The sequence below is a fragment of the Xanthomonas axonopodis pv. maculifoliigardeniae genome, from assembly GCF_041519315.1.
GTDB lineage: Bacteria > Pseudomonadota > Gammaproteobacteria > Xanthomonadales > Xanthomonadaceae > Xanthomonas > Xanthomonas euvesicatoria.
Map to the genome: position 1 here is coordinate 1,675,913 of NZ_CP167998.1, position 16,806 is coordinate 1,692,718.

Here is a 16,806-nt window from a genome sequence, read left to right on the forward strand (position 1 = left end):
TCGCCAACGGCGGCTATTGGACGCGGGCAGTGATCTTCCAAGTGCCGCCCACCTTGGTGAAGGTGTAGACCCCGTCCATTTGATTGCCGAAGTCTTGACCCAAGGCCTTCACCTTGGCGCTGGCATCGCACGTGTAGCTGGGCGCACCGTCCGCCTTTTGGCACTGGTTGCTCTTGAAGTCTTCGATCCTGGCCTCGTCATTGCTGTTCTCTTTGACGAACTGCAAGAAGGCAAATTCCCGCTCAGACTGCGATGGGCGACCTCCCGAGCAGGCACCCAAGAAGGCGATCAACATCCCGACAACGGCAAGGCGTGCTTTGCGCATACAGATTCCTAAGGGGGGCGAGGAGAGGGCGGTGCCTCGGCAATGGGAAGGCTTGAACTTGACGCGCGGCCATGTTACTGAAAAAGTAACAGACACCACAAGTGGGAGGCGCCATGCTCGTTCGTCACATTGCATGCCTGTGGTCACTTTTTGGATCCGAAAGACGCTCGCCTCATCTTTGCCAACCGCCTAAGACAGGCGCGCCTGGCTGCTGGGCTGACCCAAGAGGCCTTAGGTGTGGCAGCCGGGATAGCCGCTGAGGTGGCCCGCACGCGGATCAATCGTTACGAGCACGGCGTCAACGAGTGCGATTTACGCACCGCCAAGCGCTTGGCCGATGCCCTCGGCATGCCACTGGCTGCTTTCTTCGCCGAGACCGATGAGGTGGCAGACGCCATCCAAGCGCTCGCCAAGCTCTCCGTCGAGGAGCAGCGAAAGGTCGTCGCCGAATTGCAGCTCAAAGCCCAGCGCAGCGATCCGCCTAGCCCATAGTGCATCGGACCTCGCTGCTGGTGTCTTGGCCTGCGTGCAGATCAGACAATTCCTACACAGATGCCAACACCCATCCGATCTAAGCGGGCGATGTGATCCTGTAATCTTGCGAGCGGACGGTCGTTTTCAAACAAGCCAGGGATCACAGATGGAAGGCAGCGCGTCATGACCGGCAAGATCAAGCTCAGTGTCGCCATCGCGCTCTTGCTCATCGCCCTCACCGCAGGGGTCTACCTCTCCGGTCAGTTGATCCTGATGCTGTTGAAGGTGGCCGGTCCTCTCACCGTCGGCACCTACTGGTCTTACGTCAAAGCGCTCGACCTCCCGCAGTTCGCTCCCTATGCCACCAAGATCAAGCTGGCTGGCGCCCTCGGCTTCGGTGTGCCGCTGCTGGCCTGGATCGCATTGCTGATCCCGCTGTTCAAGCGAAAGGTCGCCGCCTTGCATGGCGACGCGAGCTTTGCCTCCGGCAGTGATCTGGCCAAGAAGGACATGCTCAAGCCGTCGCCAACCGGCATCGTGGTCGGCAAGCACGGCGGCAAGTTGGTGCGCTTGCCCGGCCAGCAGTTTGTGATCCTGGCCGCGCCCACGCGTTCGGGCAAGGGGGTGGGCATCGTCATCCCCAATTTGCTCGACTACCAAGGCTCGGTGGTGGTCCTGGACATCAAGCAGGAAAACTTCGATCTGACTTCCGGCTGGCGCAAGAGCCAAGGCCAAGAGGTCTTTTTGTTCAACCCCTTTGCCGAAGACGGGCGCACCCACCGCTGGAATCCACTGAGCTACATCTCGCCCGATCCCGCCTTTCGCGTGTCGGACCTGATGAGTATCGCGGCGATGCTCTATCCAGACGGCTCTGACGCCCAGAAGTTCTGGGTGAGCCAAGCGCGCAACGCCTTCATGGCGTTTACGCTCTATCTGTTCGATAGCTTGGACGATCAGATCAAGCGCAAGCACCCGAAAGACACCTGGATGTTCCCAACCCTTGGCTTGCTCTATCGCGTGTCGTCTGGGGATGGGAGCGACTTGAAGGGCTACCTTAAAAAGCTTTCTCAGCGCGACTTCCTGGGCCGCGACGCCAAGATGGCGTTCGACAATTTGCTCTCGCAAGCCGAAGAGACGTTCGCCTCGATCATGGGCACGTTCAAGGAGCCGCTCAACCAGTTCATCAACCCAATCCTGGATGCGGCCACCAGCGGCAACGACTTTTTGCTCACCGATGTGCGCAAGAAGAAGATGAGCATCTACATCGGCATCCAGCCGAACAAGCTGGCCGAAAGCCGCTTGCTGATCAATCTGCTTTTCAGTCAGCTCATCAACCTCAACACCAAAGAATTGCCGCAGAACAACCCGGCGCTCAAACGCCAGTGCTTGCTGCTGATGGACGAATTCACGTCCATCGGCCGGGTCGACATCATTGCAAGCGCGGTGAGCTACATGGCCGGCTACAACATCCGCTTGCTGCCGATCATCCAGAGCATGGCGCAGCTGGACGCGACCTATGGCAAGGATGTCTCGCGCACGATCATCACCAACCATGCGTTGCAAATCGTCTACGCCCCACGCGAGCAGCAAGACGCCAACGACTACTCGGACATGCTTGGCTACACCACGGTGCGCAAGAAGAACAAGTCGCACACGAGTGGCAAGCAAAGCAGTGTGTCCTACTCCGAAACCGAGCAACGCCGTGCCTTGATGCTGCCGCAAGAGTTGAAAGCGATGGGCTTTGACAAGGAGGTCTTCCTCTATGAAGGCATCCCAAGCCCGGTGCTCTGCGAGAAGATTAAGTATTACGAAGATACCTACTTCACCAAACGGCTGCTCCCAAAAGCCGAGGTGAAGAAATTATCTGCCGCCGTCTCGGGCTCATGAAATTAGCTCTTGACGAAAAATCCAAGCCATTGCCGGGAAATGAAGATGCCATTTGTAAATGAATTTATTCCTGAGCCAGATGTTGTTAAATACGACCTAGAAGCGATCGACAGAGACTTCGTGGTCGGTGGCACCAATGCAAGAGACTGGACAATTGATCGTGATCGCGACATGTATTTGCGCAATGTCGCAAACGGTGGCGGCACTGAAATTGAAGTCAGAAACCAGACGAAATTTTCCTTCTATTGGCATGGAGAGCTCCTGACGCTGAGACTGGATTTGGTCGACGGTGGAGGCGCGCGAGGTCAGCCCGGCTGGTCCCATTGGAGACTGATGTGGATCAATGGAGGAGAGGGACTGCCTGAGCATCTCAAGGCCGACAAGGAGCGATTCATAGTTGACCTCAAAGAAGCCTTGCTTGCATACAAGGATTTTGGCGTCCATTCCAGGAACACGGACTACCACATCGTTTTTGAAGTCGATGAGGGGTGCTTGGTGTGAATGGCTCGATATCTGCCCAGGACGCAATCGATAGAATTCGTCAGAACCCTGGCGATTACCAAACACCAGAATCGCTGCGGTCGCTCGCCGCTCAGGTGGATGCAAATGCCTCAGGCAAGGTCACTGTTCTTTATAGTGGCCCGGCAGCGAAGGACATCTGGTCGACTGATGTCATTGGATCGATGATCGAATCTGGCGAAGACATCCGGGTTATCGATAAAAGCCAGGCATCGAAGTTTCTGAATTCCCGCGAGTTCTATACCGCGCTCGCCGACATCTACGAAATTTCGCCTCGTGAGCTGATAGATGGGTCTCATCGGGGGCCTGCCACAGAGTGGCTTTACCACCCCACGCAAGGTCCTTGGGCAGATGCGTCTGGACGGTTTGCAGATGCAACCGTAGGTGAGGTTCATGCCATCGTGGGCGACGCTCAGCCAAGCCGTGTCTTTGGCGAAATTGAAGTGCCTCGCATTCTTGCCAATCCAAACGTCACCTCGATTGAGGGCCTTCCGCGTGAAGCGCTGGCCGGTGTGAAAGACCGGCTCGGTCAGCAAGCAGCCTTTGAGCTGATCGTGGCCCGTGCGCGTGAACACGAGGGCATGCTGCGCATCCCAGCCAGTGATGATGCGCTCCGCGAGAACAAAGTTCTGAGGCTCGACAACAGAGAGTATTTTCGTGGAACGGCCATTGAAGGAACATCGAAGGCGTTAGACCAGAGCACGCTTCCGCTCAGTGAGCGCATGAAACCGCCAACCGAGCATGCCCAAGCGGGTCAGCAGCGCTGGGATGAGTGGCAGGGACGCAATATCCAGACCACGCCTGAGCCTGAGATCCCAGGCTTGCGTCGCGCCGGGATGACAGCAGGGCTTGCGGGCTTGGGTGTTGCCGCGACCGCCTACGATGCGTCTCAAACCGGCGAGCGTGTTGGCACGCTGTTGGCACAAGACAACCTCACCGCTGCGCGTTCGGAAGCGTTGCACTTTGCTGCCCGAGGTGCCGGCGGCTGGGCGGGAGGCGCCGCCGCCGCCGCCGTTGTTGGCACAACCGGCGCCGGGCCCGTCGCGCTGGTGGTGGCCGATGGTTATTTGTTCAGTGCTGCTGCCGACAAAGCGGTGACGCTCTGGGACAACCGCCAGATCTATACACAGACCGACAAGCAGGGCGTGAGTTGGGAGTTCAACGGCAGCCAGTGGCTTCGCCAAGAAAAAGCCGACCTGCAAAACGATGGCGTGGATACCCAACAGAAGCAGGGCATGTTCGCGCTGCCAGAAAAAGCGCGCGAGCTGAACTATCACGCCAGTAGCGAAGCGACCGAGCAGGCGCTGGGCAAGGTGCAACCCAGTAATCCCTATGTGCAGCCATCCAGTGACGCAGATGCGGCGCATCTCTACGCACGGGATTGGAGGCATGATCCGGCAAGTGGCCAGTGGTCACGGATGGTCGCCGATGAAGTCGACCGGAACGATCGTCCCATCTGGACGGTGGATCCAGCAAGCCCCGAGCGAAGTGCCGCGTTGGACCAGCAAGCAGCCCAGGTGATTGACGCCAACATTGCCCGTGGCCCAGCTGCGATTGCCGCGACGTATCAAGCTGCTTATCAGCGCAATGGTTGGGACGACTTTGGCCCCTTGCCAGCGGCCGTGCAAGCCGCCTTAAACCCCGACTCACTGCAAGCATCGGACGGCAGGCAGTATCAGCGCGATACGCAAGGCCAATGGCGGCATGATGGCGTTGCTGCCGAAGGCAATGTCCCGTTGGAACTCAATGCAACGCGTGAACGCTTGCAACCGGCCTTGGAGCAGCATGCGCAGGCGATGGCACAGATGCCCGCGCGGCAAACGCCAACGGCGCAGCAACAAGACCAGGCCAATACTGAAGCGACGTATGCCGCCTATGGCGTTGCGCCTAATGCTCAGAACGCAGGCGCGATCCAGCTCGCGGTGCAACGGACACGTGAGGCAAACGGGATCGATGCAGCGACCAGCTCTTTGGCATTGGAGCGTGATGCGACCGGTCAATACTCGGTGGACAGCCCCATCCAGCATTTGAGCCGTGACGCCGATGGTGTGGTGCGTGTTGCAGCAACGACCAGCACTGATGAGATCCATCAGGCACTTGGGCAGGTGCAATCAGTTCGGCAGGATCAACCACCTTCGACGGGTGCACCCGAGCTGCGCATTGAAGCGCAATCGCCCCAAGAACGTGACGCTTATGAGCAAGCCTTGCGGGAGGCCAATCGGCAGGGTGTTTCCACGCAAGAAGCGCAACAGGTCGCAAGCTTCGCAGCAATGACGGTCACAGCTCCGCGTGTAGACGAAAGCCAAGCGCCTCAGGCAGCCATTGAGGCGCAGCGGGATCGAGACGCTGCACGCGCACCCGAGGGGCCTGTTGTTGCGGAGACGGCAACGCCGGCCCCAGTTATGGTGCCTGCACCCCTTAATGCGCAAGTGCAGGAAGAGACTCGTCCGGTTGCCAAGCCTGCCGAACCGAAGCCCGAACCTATCCCGCAACGCGAACCCCAAGAAACCCGAACACCTGAGGTTGCCGCACCCTCGGCAGCCGGCGCAGTCCAGCCGAAGGCAGAGGCAGTGGCGCCAGCTTCTGCAAGCGCATCTGCGCCGAGTGTCGGATCGCCTTCATCAGCTCTCACGTCTCGTGAGGAAACCCCAACCCAGGCAACTGTTCCAACGCCGCCGTCATTTCAGGAAGTGGAAGGGCTGCGCCTGGGCGACCGAGGGCAAGAGGTTGAGTTCTTGCAATATCGCTTGCAGCAAGTGGATGCGCGTGGTCCAAACGGCCAGGTCGTGCCGCAAGACGGGCACTACGGTCCAGAGACCGAACATGCCGTGAGGCAGTTCCAGCAGGAACAAGGTTTGCCGGCAACGGGCGTTGCCGGCCAAGACTTGGATGCTGCATTGTCCCAGGCACAACACGCGCGCCGAGAAGCTCTGAAACCCACGGAGCCTGCATCGGCAAATGCAGCAGTGGAGCAGGGCAGCGAGCAGCAAGCCCGAGTAGGAATGCCGCAGAACGACGCGCCATCGGCTGTTCTATTGCAGGCAACGCAGCAAGAGGCGGTGCGAGCGCCGTCGCCGGCAATCCCAACACAGAGCGAAGCGCCGGCAGAGATCGTCTTGCCTGAGCGCACGTCGTCCTCCTATACGTCATCGCCGAGCTTCGGTGGGGCTGGTGGGCGTTCAAACCCAGGTATGAACGATGAGGACCGGGTCGAGCAAGCGAGGCCCTTCCAAGATGTCGCTCAGCAGGCGTTTCCCTCTAATCATCGGGATTACGCGTTGTTCTCTGCCATCCAGGCACAACTTCCGAAAGGCACCTCCGATGAGAAAACCGCCGAAGTGCTCCATGCCGTCAAAGAGTCAGGGATCGAGCGCGCGGATCAACTCCGCAAAGTGACCATCCAAGATGATGTCGCCTTTGTCTTTGGAAAAACGCCCGGCTTTCACTCGGAAACCGCGCTCAACCCGCCATCGCCTGGCATCAAGGAGACCTTGCAGAAGACGGAGGCATTGGATCAACAACGGGCGCAGGAGATGGTGCAGTTCCAGCGCGAGCGCGAAGAAATCGACAAGAACCCAACAGGCCCCGTAATGACGCTCGCTGCCCACTCTCAGCAGCAAATGATGTCAGACGCGTCCAGTGGTGATGGGGGCGGTGGCTGATGTGGTGGAAGCCTAGATCGCCGTGATAACGACTAGGAGCAGCACGTGCTCTAAGTTGATGTTGACGCGTTCTCTGCGCTATCCGCCGTGGTCCGACTCCGCAATGTGTGGCTGCGCTTTGCGCAACGAACCTTCGCTTGACGCAACCCTTGGTTGCTGAAAAAGCAATAACGTGGGGCTTGCAACCTTAGGTTTGGCGCCAATGCCAACGCCAGATCAACAAAACGCAAATGTAATTTTAATGTCTGCGCGGGTAGCCTCAACTCACGCAAGTTGTGCAGTAGATCTCGAAGTGTAGGTGCTATGGATAGCGAGTCAGGTCAGACGGATGACGCAGAACAACCGCTCTTTCGCAAGCGAAAGGGGCCGGAGACAACTTCCACACTCGGCGACCTAAAAGATGCGTTTCCCTCGTCCATCCGGATCTGGATCGGCTGTGGCTGTGTGCTTTTCCTCTTGCTGGCCACGTTTGTTCTGACCGCGTCCTACTCCAAGCGGGAGCACGTGTCGGGCCAGATCATCTCGACGCATGGGCGAGTGGACATCCGCAGTGGAACGCCTGGCCTCATCCTTTCAACGACATTGAAGCCCAATCCTTGGTCAACAAGGGCCAAGTGCTTGCGGAGCTGTCAGCCGACATCACCAACGAAGCGGGTCGCTCTTTATCCGATGAGACGATCAAGCGTGCGCTCACCCGATCAGAAGAGCTGACCAAGGAGCAATTGCAAACGCATGACTTTTCCGGCCAGCGCGAGCGGGAACTGACGCGTCAAGTCGAAGAAACGAGCGGTGCGATGCAGGAAGTCGCTCGCAAGATCTCAATCTTGGAAAAGAAATACGCCAAGAACAAAGAACTGTTGAAGACCATTGAGCCGCTGCTTGCTGAGAAGTATGTGTCCAAATACACCTACCTCACCTACGAAAATGCTCTCTTGGATGCAGAGGCGGAGATCCAGGATGCCCGCGCGCAGCAGTCCACACTTCGTAATCAGCGTGCCGCATTGCTGGGTGAAATCACCGAGATAAAGACAACCGCCAGCAGACAAGCGAGTGAGATCGAGCGTGAGAAATCCACGATCGAAGATCAAGTGGCAAGAGCCAAGTCCGATCGTCTGCAAACCATCACCTCACCCTTGAGCGGCACCGTTGCAGCAATCTATGCATCCCAAGGTCAGCGCATTGGCACCGACTCGATCATCGCGTCCATCACCCCAAGCGAGTCGGTGTTCGAAGCTGAAATTCTTATTCCTTCCAGGGCCATCGGACATGTGAATGTCGGCACTGAGGTGCTGCTCAACATCGCCGCATTCCCGAAAGCAAAATATGGCGCCATCCAGGGGCGCATCGCATCGCTGTCGACGCAAACGAGTCCCCTCGGTGAGTTGGAGCGCCGATATGGTCGCCAGTCACCCACCGAGCCGGTTTACACCGCCAAGGTGGCCTTGCCTTCTCAAACCATCGGAGTCGCCCAAGAAGCAAAGTCCTTCCTGCCGGGGATGGAGGTGGACGCGGAACTGATCTTGGAGGGCCGAAAGATCTGGGAGTGGATGTTCGACCCCTTCCAAACCATGGGGTCGCGCTTGACGGGTGAAAAGCGATGAAGGACGTCTTGCCACCATCCGCCAATGGCGATGCCGAGCCGGATCGCTCTGCTGAACCAAGCCTGGTGTTCTCATCAAAGCGCCGTGTGCCGCATATCCGCCAGACGGAGTCCAGTGAATGCGGCTTGGCCTGCATTGCGATGCTGCTTTCCTACTATGGCCATGAAACGAGCCTCGGGGAGCTTCGCAACCGCTTTACGGTGTCAACCAGTGGGGCAACGCTCGCTTCGCTGATTGAAATCGCTGATGCCAATGGGCTCACAACGCGTCCGCTTCGCTTGGAACTTTACGAACTGCCCAAGCTGTCGCTGCCTTGCATGGTCCATCTGCACCACGGACACTTTGTCGTGCTGACGGCTGTGCGGGGCGGGCATGTGCACATCAGCGATCCCGCAACAGGCGTCAAGAAGATCAAGCTCAACGAGTTCGATGAACTCTTTAGCGGCATTGCGTTGGAAGCGCATCCAGGCCCGGCCTTCAAGAAGATCAAGAGCGTGCCATCGGTGTCGCTTCGCGATCTTTCGGGCTCGCTTCGGTCCCTGGTGCCCGCGTTCTGGGTTGTGGGCATCTTGGCGCTTTTCTTGGAAGGTTGTGCGCTGATTGCGCCGCAGTATCTGCGACTGACCATGGATCAGGTGCTCAGCGTCAAGGACGATGGCCTGGTCACCACATTGGCGATCGGCTTTTCGATCGTGCTCTTGGTCCAACTCGTCCTAACCGTTGCCAGGAAGTGGACCTTGCTGTGGATCTCTTCCACCACCGGCTTGCGGTGGAGCAGCAACTTGTTCCGTCACCTGGTGTCGCTACCCCAGTCGTATTTCGTGAAGCGGCATACCGGGGATATTTCAAGTCGCTTCCAGTCGATCTACTCCATCCAGCAGTCACTCACGACGAAGATGCTGGAAGCGGTCATCGATGGGGTGATGTCTTTCCTCATGTTGTTGCTCTTGATGAGCTACGACGCGCCGCTTTCCTTCGCCTTGTTGGCTTTCACCATTGCCTATGTGGGTTCGCGCTACGCCTACTACGCCAAACTCAAAGAGGCCAACCTCGACCAGATCAACATCGATGCACGCCGGCAAAGCTTGCTCTACGAGACGGTCCGAAGCATCCAGCCCATCAAACTGTTCAACAAGTCAGCGCTTTGGGCGTCGCGCTTTACGAACTACAGCGCGAAAGCGACCAACGCGACCATCGGGGCTGAGCGGATCCGCATTGGTTTTGATTCTGTCCAGCTTCTCATCCAGGGCCTGTGCCGCATCTTTGTAATTTGGGAAGGCACCCGGTTGGTGCTCAGTGGGGATATGACGATTGGGGTGCTGACGGTTTTTCTGATCTATGCGACCCAGTTCAGCCAGCGCAGCATCAACCTGGCTGACTACTTGATGCAGCTGCGGCTGCTTCGCTTGCACACCGAGCGGATTTCAGACATCACCCACAGCGAGCCTGAGTCGTTTTTGCATGGCAACGGCGCGCTGGAAGATGCCGCGCCTACCATTGCCATTGTCAATGGCTACTTCCGCTACTCGTCCACGGACAAGTGGATCATGAGCGCTTTGCAGCTCAGGGCTCCGGCAGGCCAAGTGATTGCGATCGTCGGGAACTCAGGCGTGGGCAAGACCACACTCATCCGCGTTCTGGCGGGGCTTGAAGATCTTCAAGTCGGAGACTTCTTGGTCAATGGAGAGGATCTACGGAAGGTCGGTAAGTCGAGCTACCGGAGCAAGGTCAGCATCGTCATGCAGGGAGACAATCTGTTGTCGGGAACGCTGTCGGAAAAAATCTCTATGTTCGATGAGCACATTGACCAGGAACGCCTCGTGCAGGCCGCGAAATTGGCATGCATTCACGATGATATTCAGCGTATGCCAATGGGCTTCAACACCAGAGTTGGCGACTTGGGAAATACGCTGTCAGGCGGTCAAAAACAACGGATCTTCTTGGCCAGAGCCTTTTACAGGCGCACCAAGTTGTTGTTGATGGATGAGCCAACAACTGGGGTTGATGAGCAGATGGGCATACAGCTGATGAAGAACATCAGGAGCATTGGCGCGACCACAGTCATCGTGACGCACGACAAGAACATCTCTCGGATGTGCGATATGCACTATCTCTTTGTGGGCGGGATCCTAAGGCCTTTGATCAAAGAGCAGCCCAGCAAATTTGAACAGGACGAGGCCGGGGAAACGGCTGAGAAGTCCAGTCAACAATGAGGAGTTACAACGCTTATCAAAATAAGTTCAAAGGAAAAAGAGATATGGAACATTCAATAGAAAAAACGATCAGGAAAAAAATCTACTCACAGGATGGAGCGCTGTAATGAGAGAATTGACAAACGAAGAGCTGTTACTAGTGGCAGGTGCAGCCGCCGCTGCGGACGTCGATCCAAGCGAACCTCCCACTGAGATTCCACCAATTGTGGTTAACCCGCCTACGAGTCCACCTCCGAGTCCGCCTCCGACTATTCCTCCTTCACCGCCAGTTGAGCAGCCGGGGCCAATCACGCCTCCCGGCACTGGCGGCGGCGGCCTCCCGGATCCAACAGACAAAAATACGACGACGGATCTAGGTGCAGAGGTCGATGTAATAGTTAATAAGTCAGCAACCCTGGAAGGGCTGGTTCAGGTGGCGCAGTCGAAGGGTTTTAAAATAGTGGCTACTGATACGTATTCTCATACGGATCCTGCTGCCACGGGCGGCGGGACTGTATATGTTAAAACCTACGCTAGTCCGAGCGATACCGCAGCACAATTGACGCATGAGCTGGGACATACGCTTTTTGATGGGGAGTGGAATACGGTCGCAGATCGAGCGTCAGCAATCAATATGGGCTTGGCTACTGAAGGCGAAGCAACAATCTATTCCATCGCTGTCCAACGAGAACTTTCTGCGCAGGGAGTAAGTTTGAATATTCCTGCAAATCCCGCCAATGTGGCATCTTATAATGCGACATATGACGCATATCAGGCTGGTCAGATAAATTGGGATACAGCTTCAGCGCAAATCGGCGAATCTTTCAGAAATGGCGAGCGAATTGATATAAATGGGACGCCCAATGATACTGCAGATGATATGACGTATGAGCAATATTATGGGAGTTACTGGGATAGGACGCGCGCTCCTGCCGGTGGGTAACATTCTGGTAAATTTGTAGTTTGTGAGAGGAGTGCTTATGTATATAAAATCTAAATTGGCCTTGTTGGTAGTTCTGTTTTTCTCAATGAGTGCTGGCGCACATGCTGAAAGTAAAGACTCGGAATTAAATTTGGATGAGGTGATTAGTAAAATATATGATCCTGGCAAGTCGGTAAACTATGAGCTTTTTCGCGAAATTGGACTCAGTGATTTCCATCAGGTGGGTTCAATTCGATCATTGAACATTGCTTTCCGCTCAAATACGTTCAAGACGCGGGATCAGTATGCGATCTCCTTCGTTGAGTTCAGGGTCCCGCCTGAACTCGATAAAGGAGTGAGTTTTATGTATATGGAGCTCGCTCCTGGGCGCTGTTATGAAGTGTCTAAGATCAAGCAGAAATTTGCGCTCACCCCATACGTCCTGCCACCCAATCCCCATGCGCCACTCGCCGACGTTAGTAAGGATGTCTTCTATAAAACCAATCTTGGTGAAACGTCGGTATATGTAAAGGCGAGCTCGAAGGGCGAGTGCTTGCTTGGTCTCACAAGAAGTCGAAACTGATGAGGTCCGCTGGTGCTAGCCAATTAGGTATCTAATTGGTTAGCGCTAATCTGGGCCGACACCTGGGCAGGCTTCAAGACAACACTTGAAGCGCTTTAAATGCAATGAGGGCCGGAGTGAAATTGTATAAGAGTATTGTATGGTCCTCAACTATCGTGGCCTTTTCTATTTTAGTATCGACCACATTCTGTGGTGACGCCTATGGTTCAGAAAAAGTGCTTGACGAACTGGTGTCGCTATTCAGTAGCGGCGCTATTGTTGAAGAGTCTCAGGTCAACAAATTAATTAGAGCCGGCAAGACCGAGATTGTCAGAGACGAGCCCCTTCGTCGTCACTATCGGGTTTCATTGAATGATCAGAAGTCCCAGGTAACAGCGTTGAGCTTCGGCGTTCATCGCAGTGATGAAAGTTGTCAGGCTTGGACAGTAGCTGCCCTAGCTGTAATTTCTACTGACAAAAAAGCCCGAGGCTGTGAAAGATATAGTGATATCGTTAAAAAATATGCTTTTGTGGAAGGCATACGTGAGCCTCGGGCCGTGATTAAAAATGCAGCTTGGACCCAACCAGCGACATTGACGAAAGGGCCGTATAAAATCTATGTCTCGACGACGGACGTGACCTCGCCTTGTGCTTCTGGGCTGACGGTTTCGACGAGGCTGAGTGATGGTTTGGATGCTGTCACTCAAACGTCAAGTAAATAGTGTTCATTTTTGCACCGGCCTGTGCATAACGACTGAGCTTACGCATTACATGTTCTCGTAAACAGCCCAAGGTCATTGCAAGGCAACAGCGTGATGGCACTTACGGCTCTGGTCGCTCCTTCAAGTTATTCCGAATGATGAGCAAGTAGACGAGGAGGGCAGGCACGCACATCAGGCAGATGCCGATGAAGAAAGTGCCATAGCCCTGGCTTTGTCCATAGCGCGTGGTGAGATAAGCCACTGCAAGGCCTGAAAAGCCGGCAAGCACCCTGCCGAAGATGGAGTAAAAGCTGGTTAGCCAAGCGTAGTGCTCACCTGCGCGTCCAAGCGTGACCAGCTTTGACATGTAAGCAACCAGGGCTATGCCGGTATAGCTACTAGCAAGGTTTTGAAGAATAACGCTAGCCCAAAGCAGTTCAGCAGACTGCTCGTTCGACGAGAGCGATGCAAGACCGAGGAGGGCAAGGGCTTGGAGAGCTGCGCCAACAAGAATGGTCGTGCTCAAGGACATGCGCTTCAAGCTTGTGCCTGCAGCCAAAATTCCGAGGAAGGCCGCAGGGATCCCAAGCCAAATATGAAGGGATCCGACCACGCTCTTTCCAATGCCAAGGGCATAGAAGAAAGGATTGATCATGGGACCCAAAAGAATGTCCGGTAGGCGATAGCAGCCGATGAAGACGACCACCGCGATCCATCCTTGGAGCGTGGAGGGTCGAAGCGACACCAACGGAGCCCCCTGCTTCTCCGCACTCGTGCGACCTGGGGTAAGGACGCTATCGGGGGCAGATTGCAGAAAGAGCGTTCCGCAGATAGGCACCAACATCAGGGGAAGCAGAAGTGCATAAGCAACTTGCCAGGACAGCCGCGCTGCGAGCAAGAACACCAGACCGTCGCTCAGCAGTAGAGCAATGCGGTAGCCAAATTGGTAGGCAGTGAGGAGCTTGGCTGGCTGCTGGTGCACTGCCTCTTTTTCGATCCGGAACGCATCGACTGAGGCATCCAGGGTCGCACCGCCAAAGGCTGCTGCGATGCAGCTCAGTGCAATCAGCGGAAGGCTGCCGGCGACAACGCTCAGGACAAAGCCCAGGAGAGAGAGGGCGACCATGACCGAAGACAAGACAATCCAGCCCTGACGGTGCGCCATGGTGCTTCCAACGACCGGCGCATGGCGTTGGTCGAGATGGCGGGCCCAGAGAAATTTGAGAGAGTAGGGAAGGGCGGTCCAAGCCAAGGCGCCGATGACTGCGATCGAAAGCGACTTTTCGCTGAGCCAATAGCCTAAGCTGCTGCCGATCAGCGGATAAGGCAAACCAGAACCGAAGCCCAGGAACAAAAATCCAGTCCAGGCCTTGGTCGGCCTTGATGTCACTTCCTGCATGGGCTGCAACTGCCTTGTCGCTTCGGTTCGTCCATTCGTATTAAGGAAGCAACGTGTCTTCCTCAGCCATCTTTGCGAAGGGTGTAAGTCTTGGTTCCCAGGATAGCGCCCGTCCTATCTCGCACCAAGCGATGCCCTTGCTTGAAGTGAGGGCGCAAGCGGTCCCGGAGTGCCTTCGCCAGGCGTCGGTGATGCCCTGGCATAGCCACGAAATCCAGGATCCAGAGTTGATCACCTTCGTTCCAGTCGCTAATCGGTAAGAACGGGGGATCTTGCAGAACCAAATGATTGGCGGTTTCAGGCGTCAGATAAGCCCATAAGGCGTAGCCGGTCCAGACCCCATCTTCGTCTTCGATCGTCACGAGCTGGCCTAGGCGAATCGCAGGCCATAGCCATACATAGGCAGCTGCGATACTGAACCTCTTGCGATCAGTCTTGAACAGAAGTTGCATTGCCAGGCCAAGCGCCTGCGCATCAACGGCATTAGGTTGCATGGGCGGTGGTTGAGCTCAATGTCTGCGCTGCAACGGCAGCGTCTGGGAAGGTGAGCAGTGCGGCAGGAATTGTTGCACGCCCGTTCAAGCCTAGACCTACGAGATAGCTGGTGGGTTCGCAGTCGGCAAGCACGACGGTTCGATGGCCAGAATTGGTGATGCCGAGTGTCTCATCTGCGACTTCGGCACCGAAAAGCAGTGTTCCGCCATGCACGCGTGGCCCCTCCAGCTGGACTGTATAGGCCATACGATGCGTATCAAAGAAATACAAGGTGGTGGACACGTGATCGCTTGCGTAGCCTAGGACAAGCCAGTGTGGTGGTAAGCCTCTCCAAACCCGTCGCGAGACCGCTACCTCGGTTGCGATAAAGACCGAGACCCGCTCGGGTCCCGACGACCGATCGGCGAGGATCGACCGCACCAGCTTGATCGCGCGGCGCTTAGAGACGCGATAGGAAAGGCGTGGTCGTGGTCTCAGCCAGCGGTTGGCCGCACAAAGATGAAGATCTGAGTTCGGAAGTGCGCGCACGAACGCTGCGATCTCCTCGCCAATCTGAGACCCCCGGGTTGCTTTGCCTCTGAGGTGGTCAGAGAGCCAATCGTGGCGCTCGCCGTGCTTCGTGGGCTGATCGAACGCATAGTCAATGCGCTGTTGCTCGCGGTAGTAGCGCGCAATGAGCGCTTTGAAATGCAACGCCTCTGGGCTTGACTCAGGCAAGGCACACGCTTCTGCACAGTGATGGAGAAACGCAGCTTCCATGTGATGCTCGATCTGGATAAGCAGCTGATCGATGTTGGCGATTGCCTTGTCAAAGCGGGAATACTTCTTGAAGAAATAGGCAAGCGAGGGAAGCGAGTGGCGAACATCACGCATCTCATCGCCGAAGAAGTGACGATGCCCATCGGTGCCATGCTTCCAGTTGGGAACTGCGCGGAAGCCGCCGAAATCCAGGAACTGCGCGTTCAATGTGATGTTGTCGCTTGTCGGGCGTCCGGTCCAGAGGCGATGCGCGCGACTTGCGGCAATCTGCTCGGCAAGGCGCAGGTAGAGCTCAGACAAGTCAACGCCTAGGCCGTTGGGATTGCCGGCATCGAGCTGCGCGTGTTCGTCGGCAAAGTGGATGGCATCTTTGACCCGCAGGCTATCTTGAAATTGATCGCTGTTTGCGCTGCCTGATGTTCCGAAATACAGGCTGCGCTCGAAGTGCGCTAAGCGCAGGAAAGCGGGCCTGATCAGAATGGCGCACCGCTCCGGTTCGTCTGCATCGGTGCGTGCCAGGGAGAAGCCGGCATCGATGATGGCAACGATGGGGACTGCCCCGTGGGGGAGCTCTGCGTTGAGGATCTCGCTGGCAACTGCCTCGCGAATGGCATCGTAAAGATAGAGACAGCCATGGGAGTGTGACCAATCATGGGCCTCGGAGACCAATGGCGTGGGGCCGGTTCCTTTGGCGATGAGCATGCCATCGGAGCCACAGCGGCCACTCCCTCCATGGATTGCCCCACCGCTCCCACCATAGCGATCAGCGCCCAGTGTCCGTCCGCCGAAGCTGCCGGCAACACAGTGAGCTTCGATAGAGGTCACGGCGAAGCGTTCAAGCAAGGACGCTGAGATGCTGGTCCGAGTGGGCTTGTCGTGGATGGCGATGCCCAAGTCATGAAACCAGCGCTCATTGAGCCAGAGCACGGAAGCATCTGGCAGCTTTCCCACTGGGAAGGGCACGAGCATCGAAGTGCTCACGCTGGCGAGGTTCAACAGGTTGGGGGCGTTCTTGTCATCCATGTCCCAGTAGTCATTGGGCATTTCGCGTCCTTCTTTCTGCAGTTGTTGCGACTTCGCGTTCGATCGGCTTTGGCAATGCTACCAACCTGACGGCAGTTCGTCCTTCTGCTGCTTGGATTCCGAAAACCACGGGACATCACGGCTGCATAGACCATTGCCTTGAAATCGGCACAGGGCATTGCAAAATCAGATCTGTACAGGCTCTATTCATTTTCTAGTATAAATATTAATAATACGTAGGGGGCGCAATTGCCGACCCAACCGTAGCGCGAAGATTAAATAAAT

General features: G+C 56.3%; 12 protein-coding genes and 1 pseudogene. 9 read left to right on the top strand and 4 right to left on the bottom strand.

The window, feature by feature from the left end; genetic code table 11:
* Positions 1 to 13 precede the first annotated feature (13 nt).
* Positions 14 to 325 (bottom strand): hypothetical protein, encoded by a 312-nt coding sequence (locus ACDH77_RS07360; RefSeq protein ID WP_115676827.1) that lies wholly within the window; start codon positions 323 to 325, stop codon positions 14 to 16.
* Positions 326 to 475: 150 nt separating this feature from the next.
* Between ACDH77_RS07360 and ACDH77_RS07365 the strand changes: the two genes are divergently transcribed.
* The 9 genes and pseudogenes from ACDH77_RS07365 to ACDH77_RS07405 all read left to right on the top strand — a co-directional run bounded on the left by ACDH77_RS07365 (position 476) and on the right by ACDH77_RS07405 (position 12,866).
* On the top strand, positions 476 to 817 hold the full coding sequence (locus tag ACDH77_RS07365) for a helix-turn-helix domain-containing protein (protein ID WP_372353798.1): 342 nt from the start codon (positions 476 to 478) through the stop codon (positions 815 to 817).
* Positions 818 to 982: 165 nt separating this feature from the next.
* Positions 983 to 2,686 carry a type IV secretory system conjugative DNA transfer family protein gene (locus ACDH77_RS07370; protein ID WP_372353799.1) on the top strand — a complete coding sequence of 568 codons (1,704 nt, stop codon included), beginning with the start codon at positions 983 to 985 and terminating at the stop codon, positions 2,684 to 2,686.
* Between the two features lie 39 nt (positions 2,687 to 2,725).
* Positions 2,726 to 3,187 carry a hypothetical protein gene (locus ACDH77_RS07375; RefSeq protein WP_115676829.1) on the top strand — a complete coding sequence of 154 codons (462 nt, stop codon included), beginning with the start codon at positions 2,726 to 2,728 and terminating at the stop codon, positions 3,185 to 3,187.
* Positions 3,188 to 3,927: 740 nt separating this feature from the next.
* Positions 3,928 to 6,867 carry a peptidoglycan-binding protein gene (locus ACDH77_RS07380; protein ID WP_372353894.1) on the top strand — a complete coding sequence of 980 codons (2,940 nt, stop codon included), beginning with the start codon at positions 3,928 to 3,930 and terminating at the stop codon, positions 6,865 to 6,867.
* A gap of 303 nt (positions 6,868 to 7,170) precedes the next feature.
* A pseudogene (locus ACDH77_RS07385) lies at positions 7,171 to 8,468 on the top strand (HlyD family secretion protein).
* A complete protein-coding gene (locus ACDH77_RS07390) occupies positions 8,465 to 10,681 on the top strand; it encodes a peptidase domain-containing ABC transporter (protein WP_372353800.1) in 2,217 nt (738 codons plus the stop codon). The pseudogene ACDH77_RS07385 and the gene ACDH77_RS07390 overlap by 4 nt, the downstream one beginning before the upstream one ends.
* A 106-nt stretch (positions 10,682 to 10,787) precedes the next feature.
* Entirely contained in the window at positions 10,788 to 11,603 is an 816-nt protein-coding gene (locus ACDH77_RS07395) for a hypothetical protein (RefSeq protein WP_372353801.1), read from the top strand.
* Positions 11,604 to 11,640: 37 nt separating this feature from the next.
* A complete protein-coding gene (locus ACDH77_RS07400; RefSeq protein ID WP_372353802.1) occupies positions 11,641 to 12,165 on the top strand; it encodes a hypothetical protein in 525 nt (174 codons plus the stop codon).
* Between the two features lie 116 nt (positions 12,166 to 12,281).
* Positions 12,282 to 12,866, top strand: a complete 585-nt coding sequence (locus tag ACDH77_RS07405) for a hypothetical protein (protein ID WP_372353803.1) — start codon at positions 12,282 to 12,284, stop codon at positions 12,864 to 12,866.
* Between the two features lie 100 nt (positions 12,867 to 12,966).
* Here the strand turns inward: ACDH77_RS07405 and ACDH77_RS07410 are convergent, their stop codons facing one another.
* From ACDH77_RS07410 to ACDH77_RS07420, 3 genes are all read right to left on the bottom strand, one after another.
* A complete protein-coding gene (locus ACDH77_RS07410; RefSeq protein WP_372353804.1) occupies positions 12,967 to 14,244 on the bottom strand; it encodes an ABC transporter permease in 1,278 nt (425 codons plus the stop codon).
* 62 nt (positions 14,245 to 14,306) lie between these two features.
* Entirely contained in the window at positions 14,307 to 14,738 is a 432-nt protein-coding gene (locus ACDH77_RS07415) for a toxin-activating lysine-acyltransferase (protein ID WP_372353805.1), read from the bottom strand.
* Entirely contained in the window at positions 14,728 to 16,542 is a 1,815-nt protein-coding gene (locus ACDH77_RS07420; protein ID WP_372353806.1) for a protein adenylyltransferase SelO family protein, read from the bottom strand. Before ACDH77_RS07420 ends, ACDH77_RS07415 begins: the two co-directional genes overlap by 11 nt.
* Positions 16,543 to 16,806 lie beyond the last annotated feature (264 nt).

What these genes read in the sequence shown, in the direction of transcription:
- ACDH77_RS07360 (WP_115676827.1), bottom strand. Translation starts at nt 325, where the DNA reads ATGCGCAAAGCACGCCTTGCCGTTGTCGGGATGTTGATCGCCTTCTTG.
- ACDH77_RS07370 (WP_372353799.1), top strand. Translation starts at nt 983, where the DNA reads ATGACCGGCAAGATCAAGCTCAGTGTCGCCATCGCGCTCTTGCTCATC.
- ACDH77_RS07375 (WP_115676829.1), top strand. Translation starts at nt 2,726, where the DNA reads ATGAAGATGCCATTTGTAAATGAATTTATTCCTGAGCCAGATGTTGTT.
- ACDH77_RS07380 (WP_372353894.1), top strand. Translation starts at nt 3,928, where the DNA reads ATGAAACCGCCAACCGAGCATGCCCAAGCGGGTCAGCAGCGCTGGGAT.
- ACDH77_RS07390 (WP_372353800.1), top strand. Translation starts at nt 8,465, where the DNA reads ATGAAGGACGTCTTGCCACCATCCGCCAATGGCGATGCCGAGCCGGAT.
- ACDH77_RS07395 (WP_372353801.1), top strand. Translation starts at nt 10,788, where the DNA reads ATGAGAGAATTGACAAACGAAGAGCTGTTACTAGTGGCAGGTGCAGCC.
- ACDH77_RS07400 (WP_372353802.1), top strand. Translation starts at nt 11,641, where the DNA reads ATGTATATAAAATCTAAATTGGCCTTGTTGGTAGTTCTGTTTTTCTCA.
- ACDH77_RS07410 (WP_372353804.1), bottom strand. Translation starts at nt 14,244, where the DNA reads ATGCAGGAAGTGACATCAAGGCCGACCAAGGCCTGGACTGGATTTTTG.
- ACDH77_RS07415 (WP_372353805.1), bottom strand. Translation starts at nt 14,738, where the DNA reads ATGCAACCTAATGCCGTTGATGCGCAGGCGCTTGGCCTGGCAATGCAA.
- ACDH77_RS07420 (WP_372353806.1), bottom strand. Translation starts at nt 16,542, where the DNA reads ATGCCCAATGACTACTGGGACATGGATGACAAGAACGCCCCCAACCTG.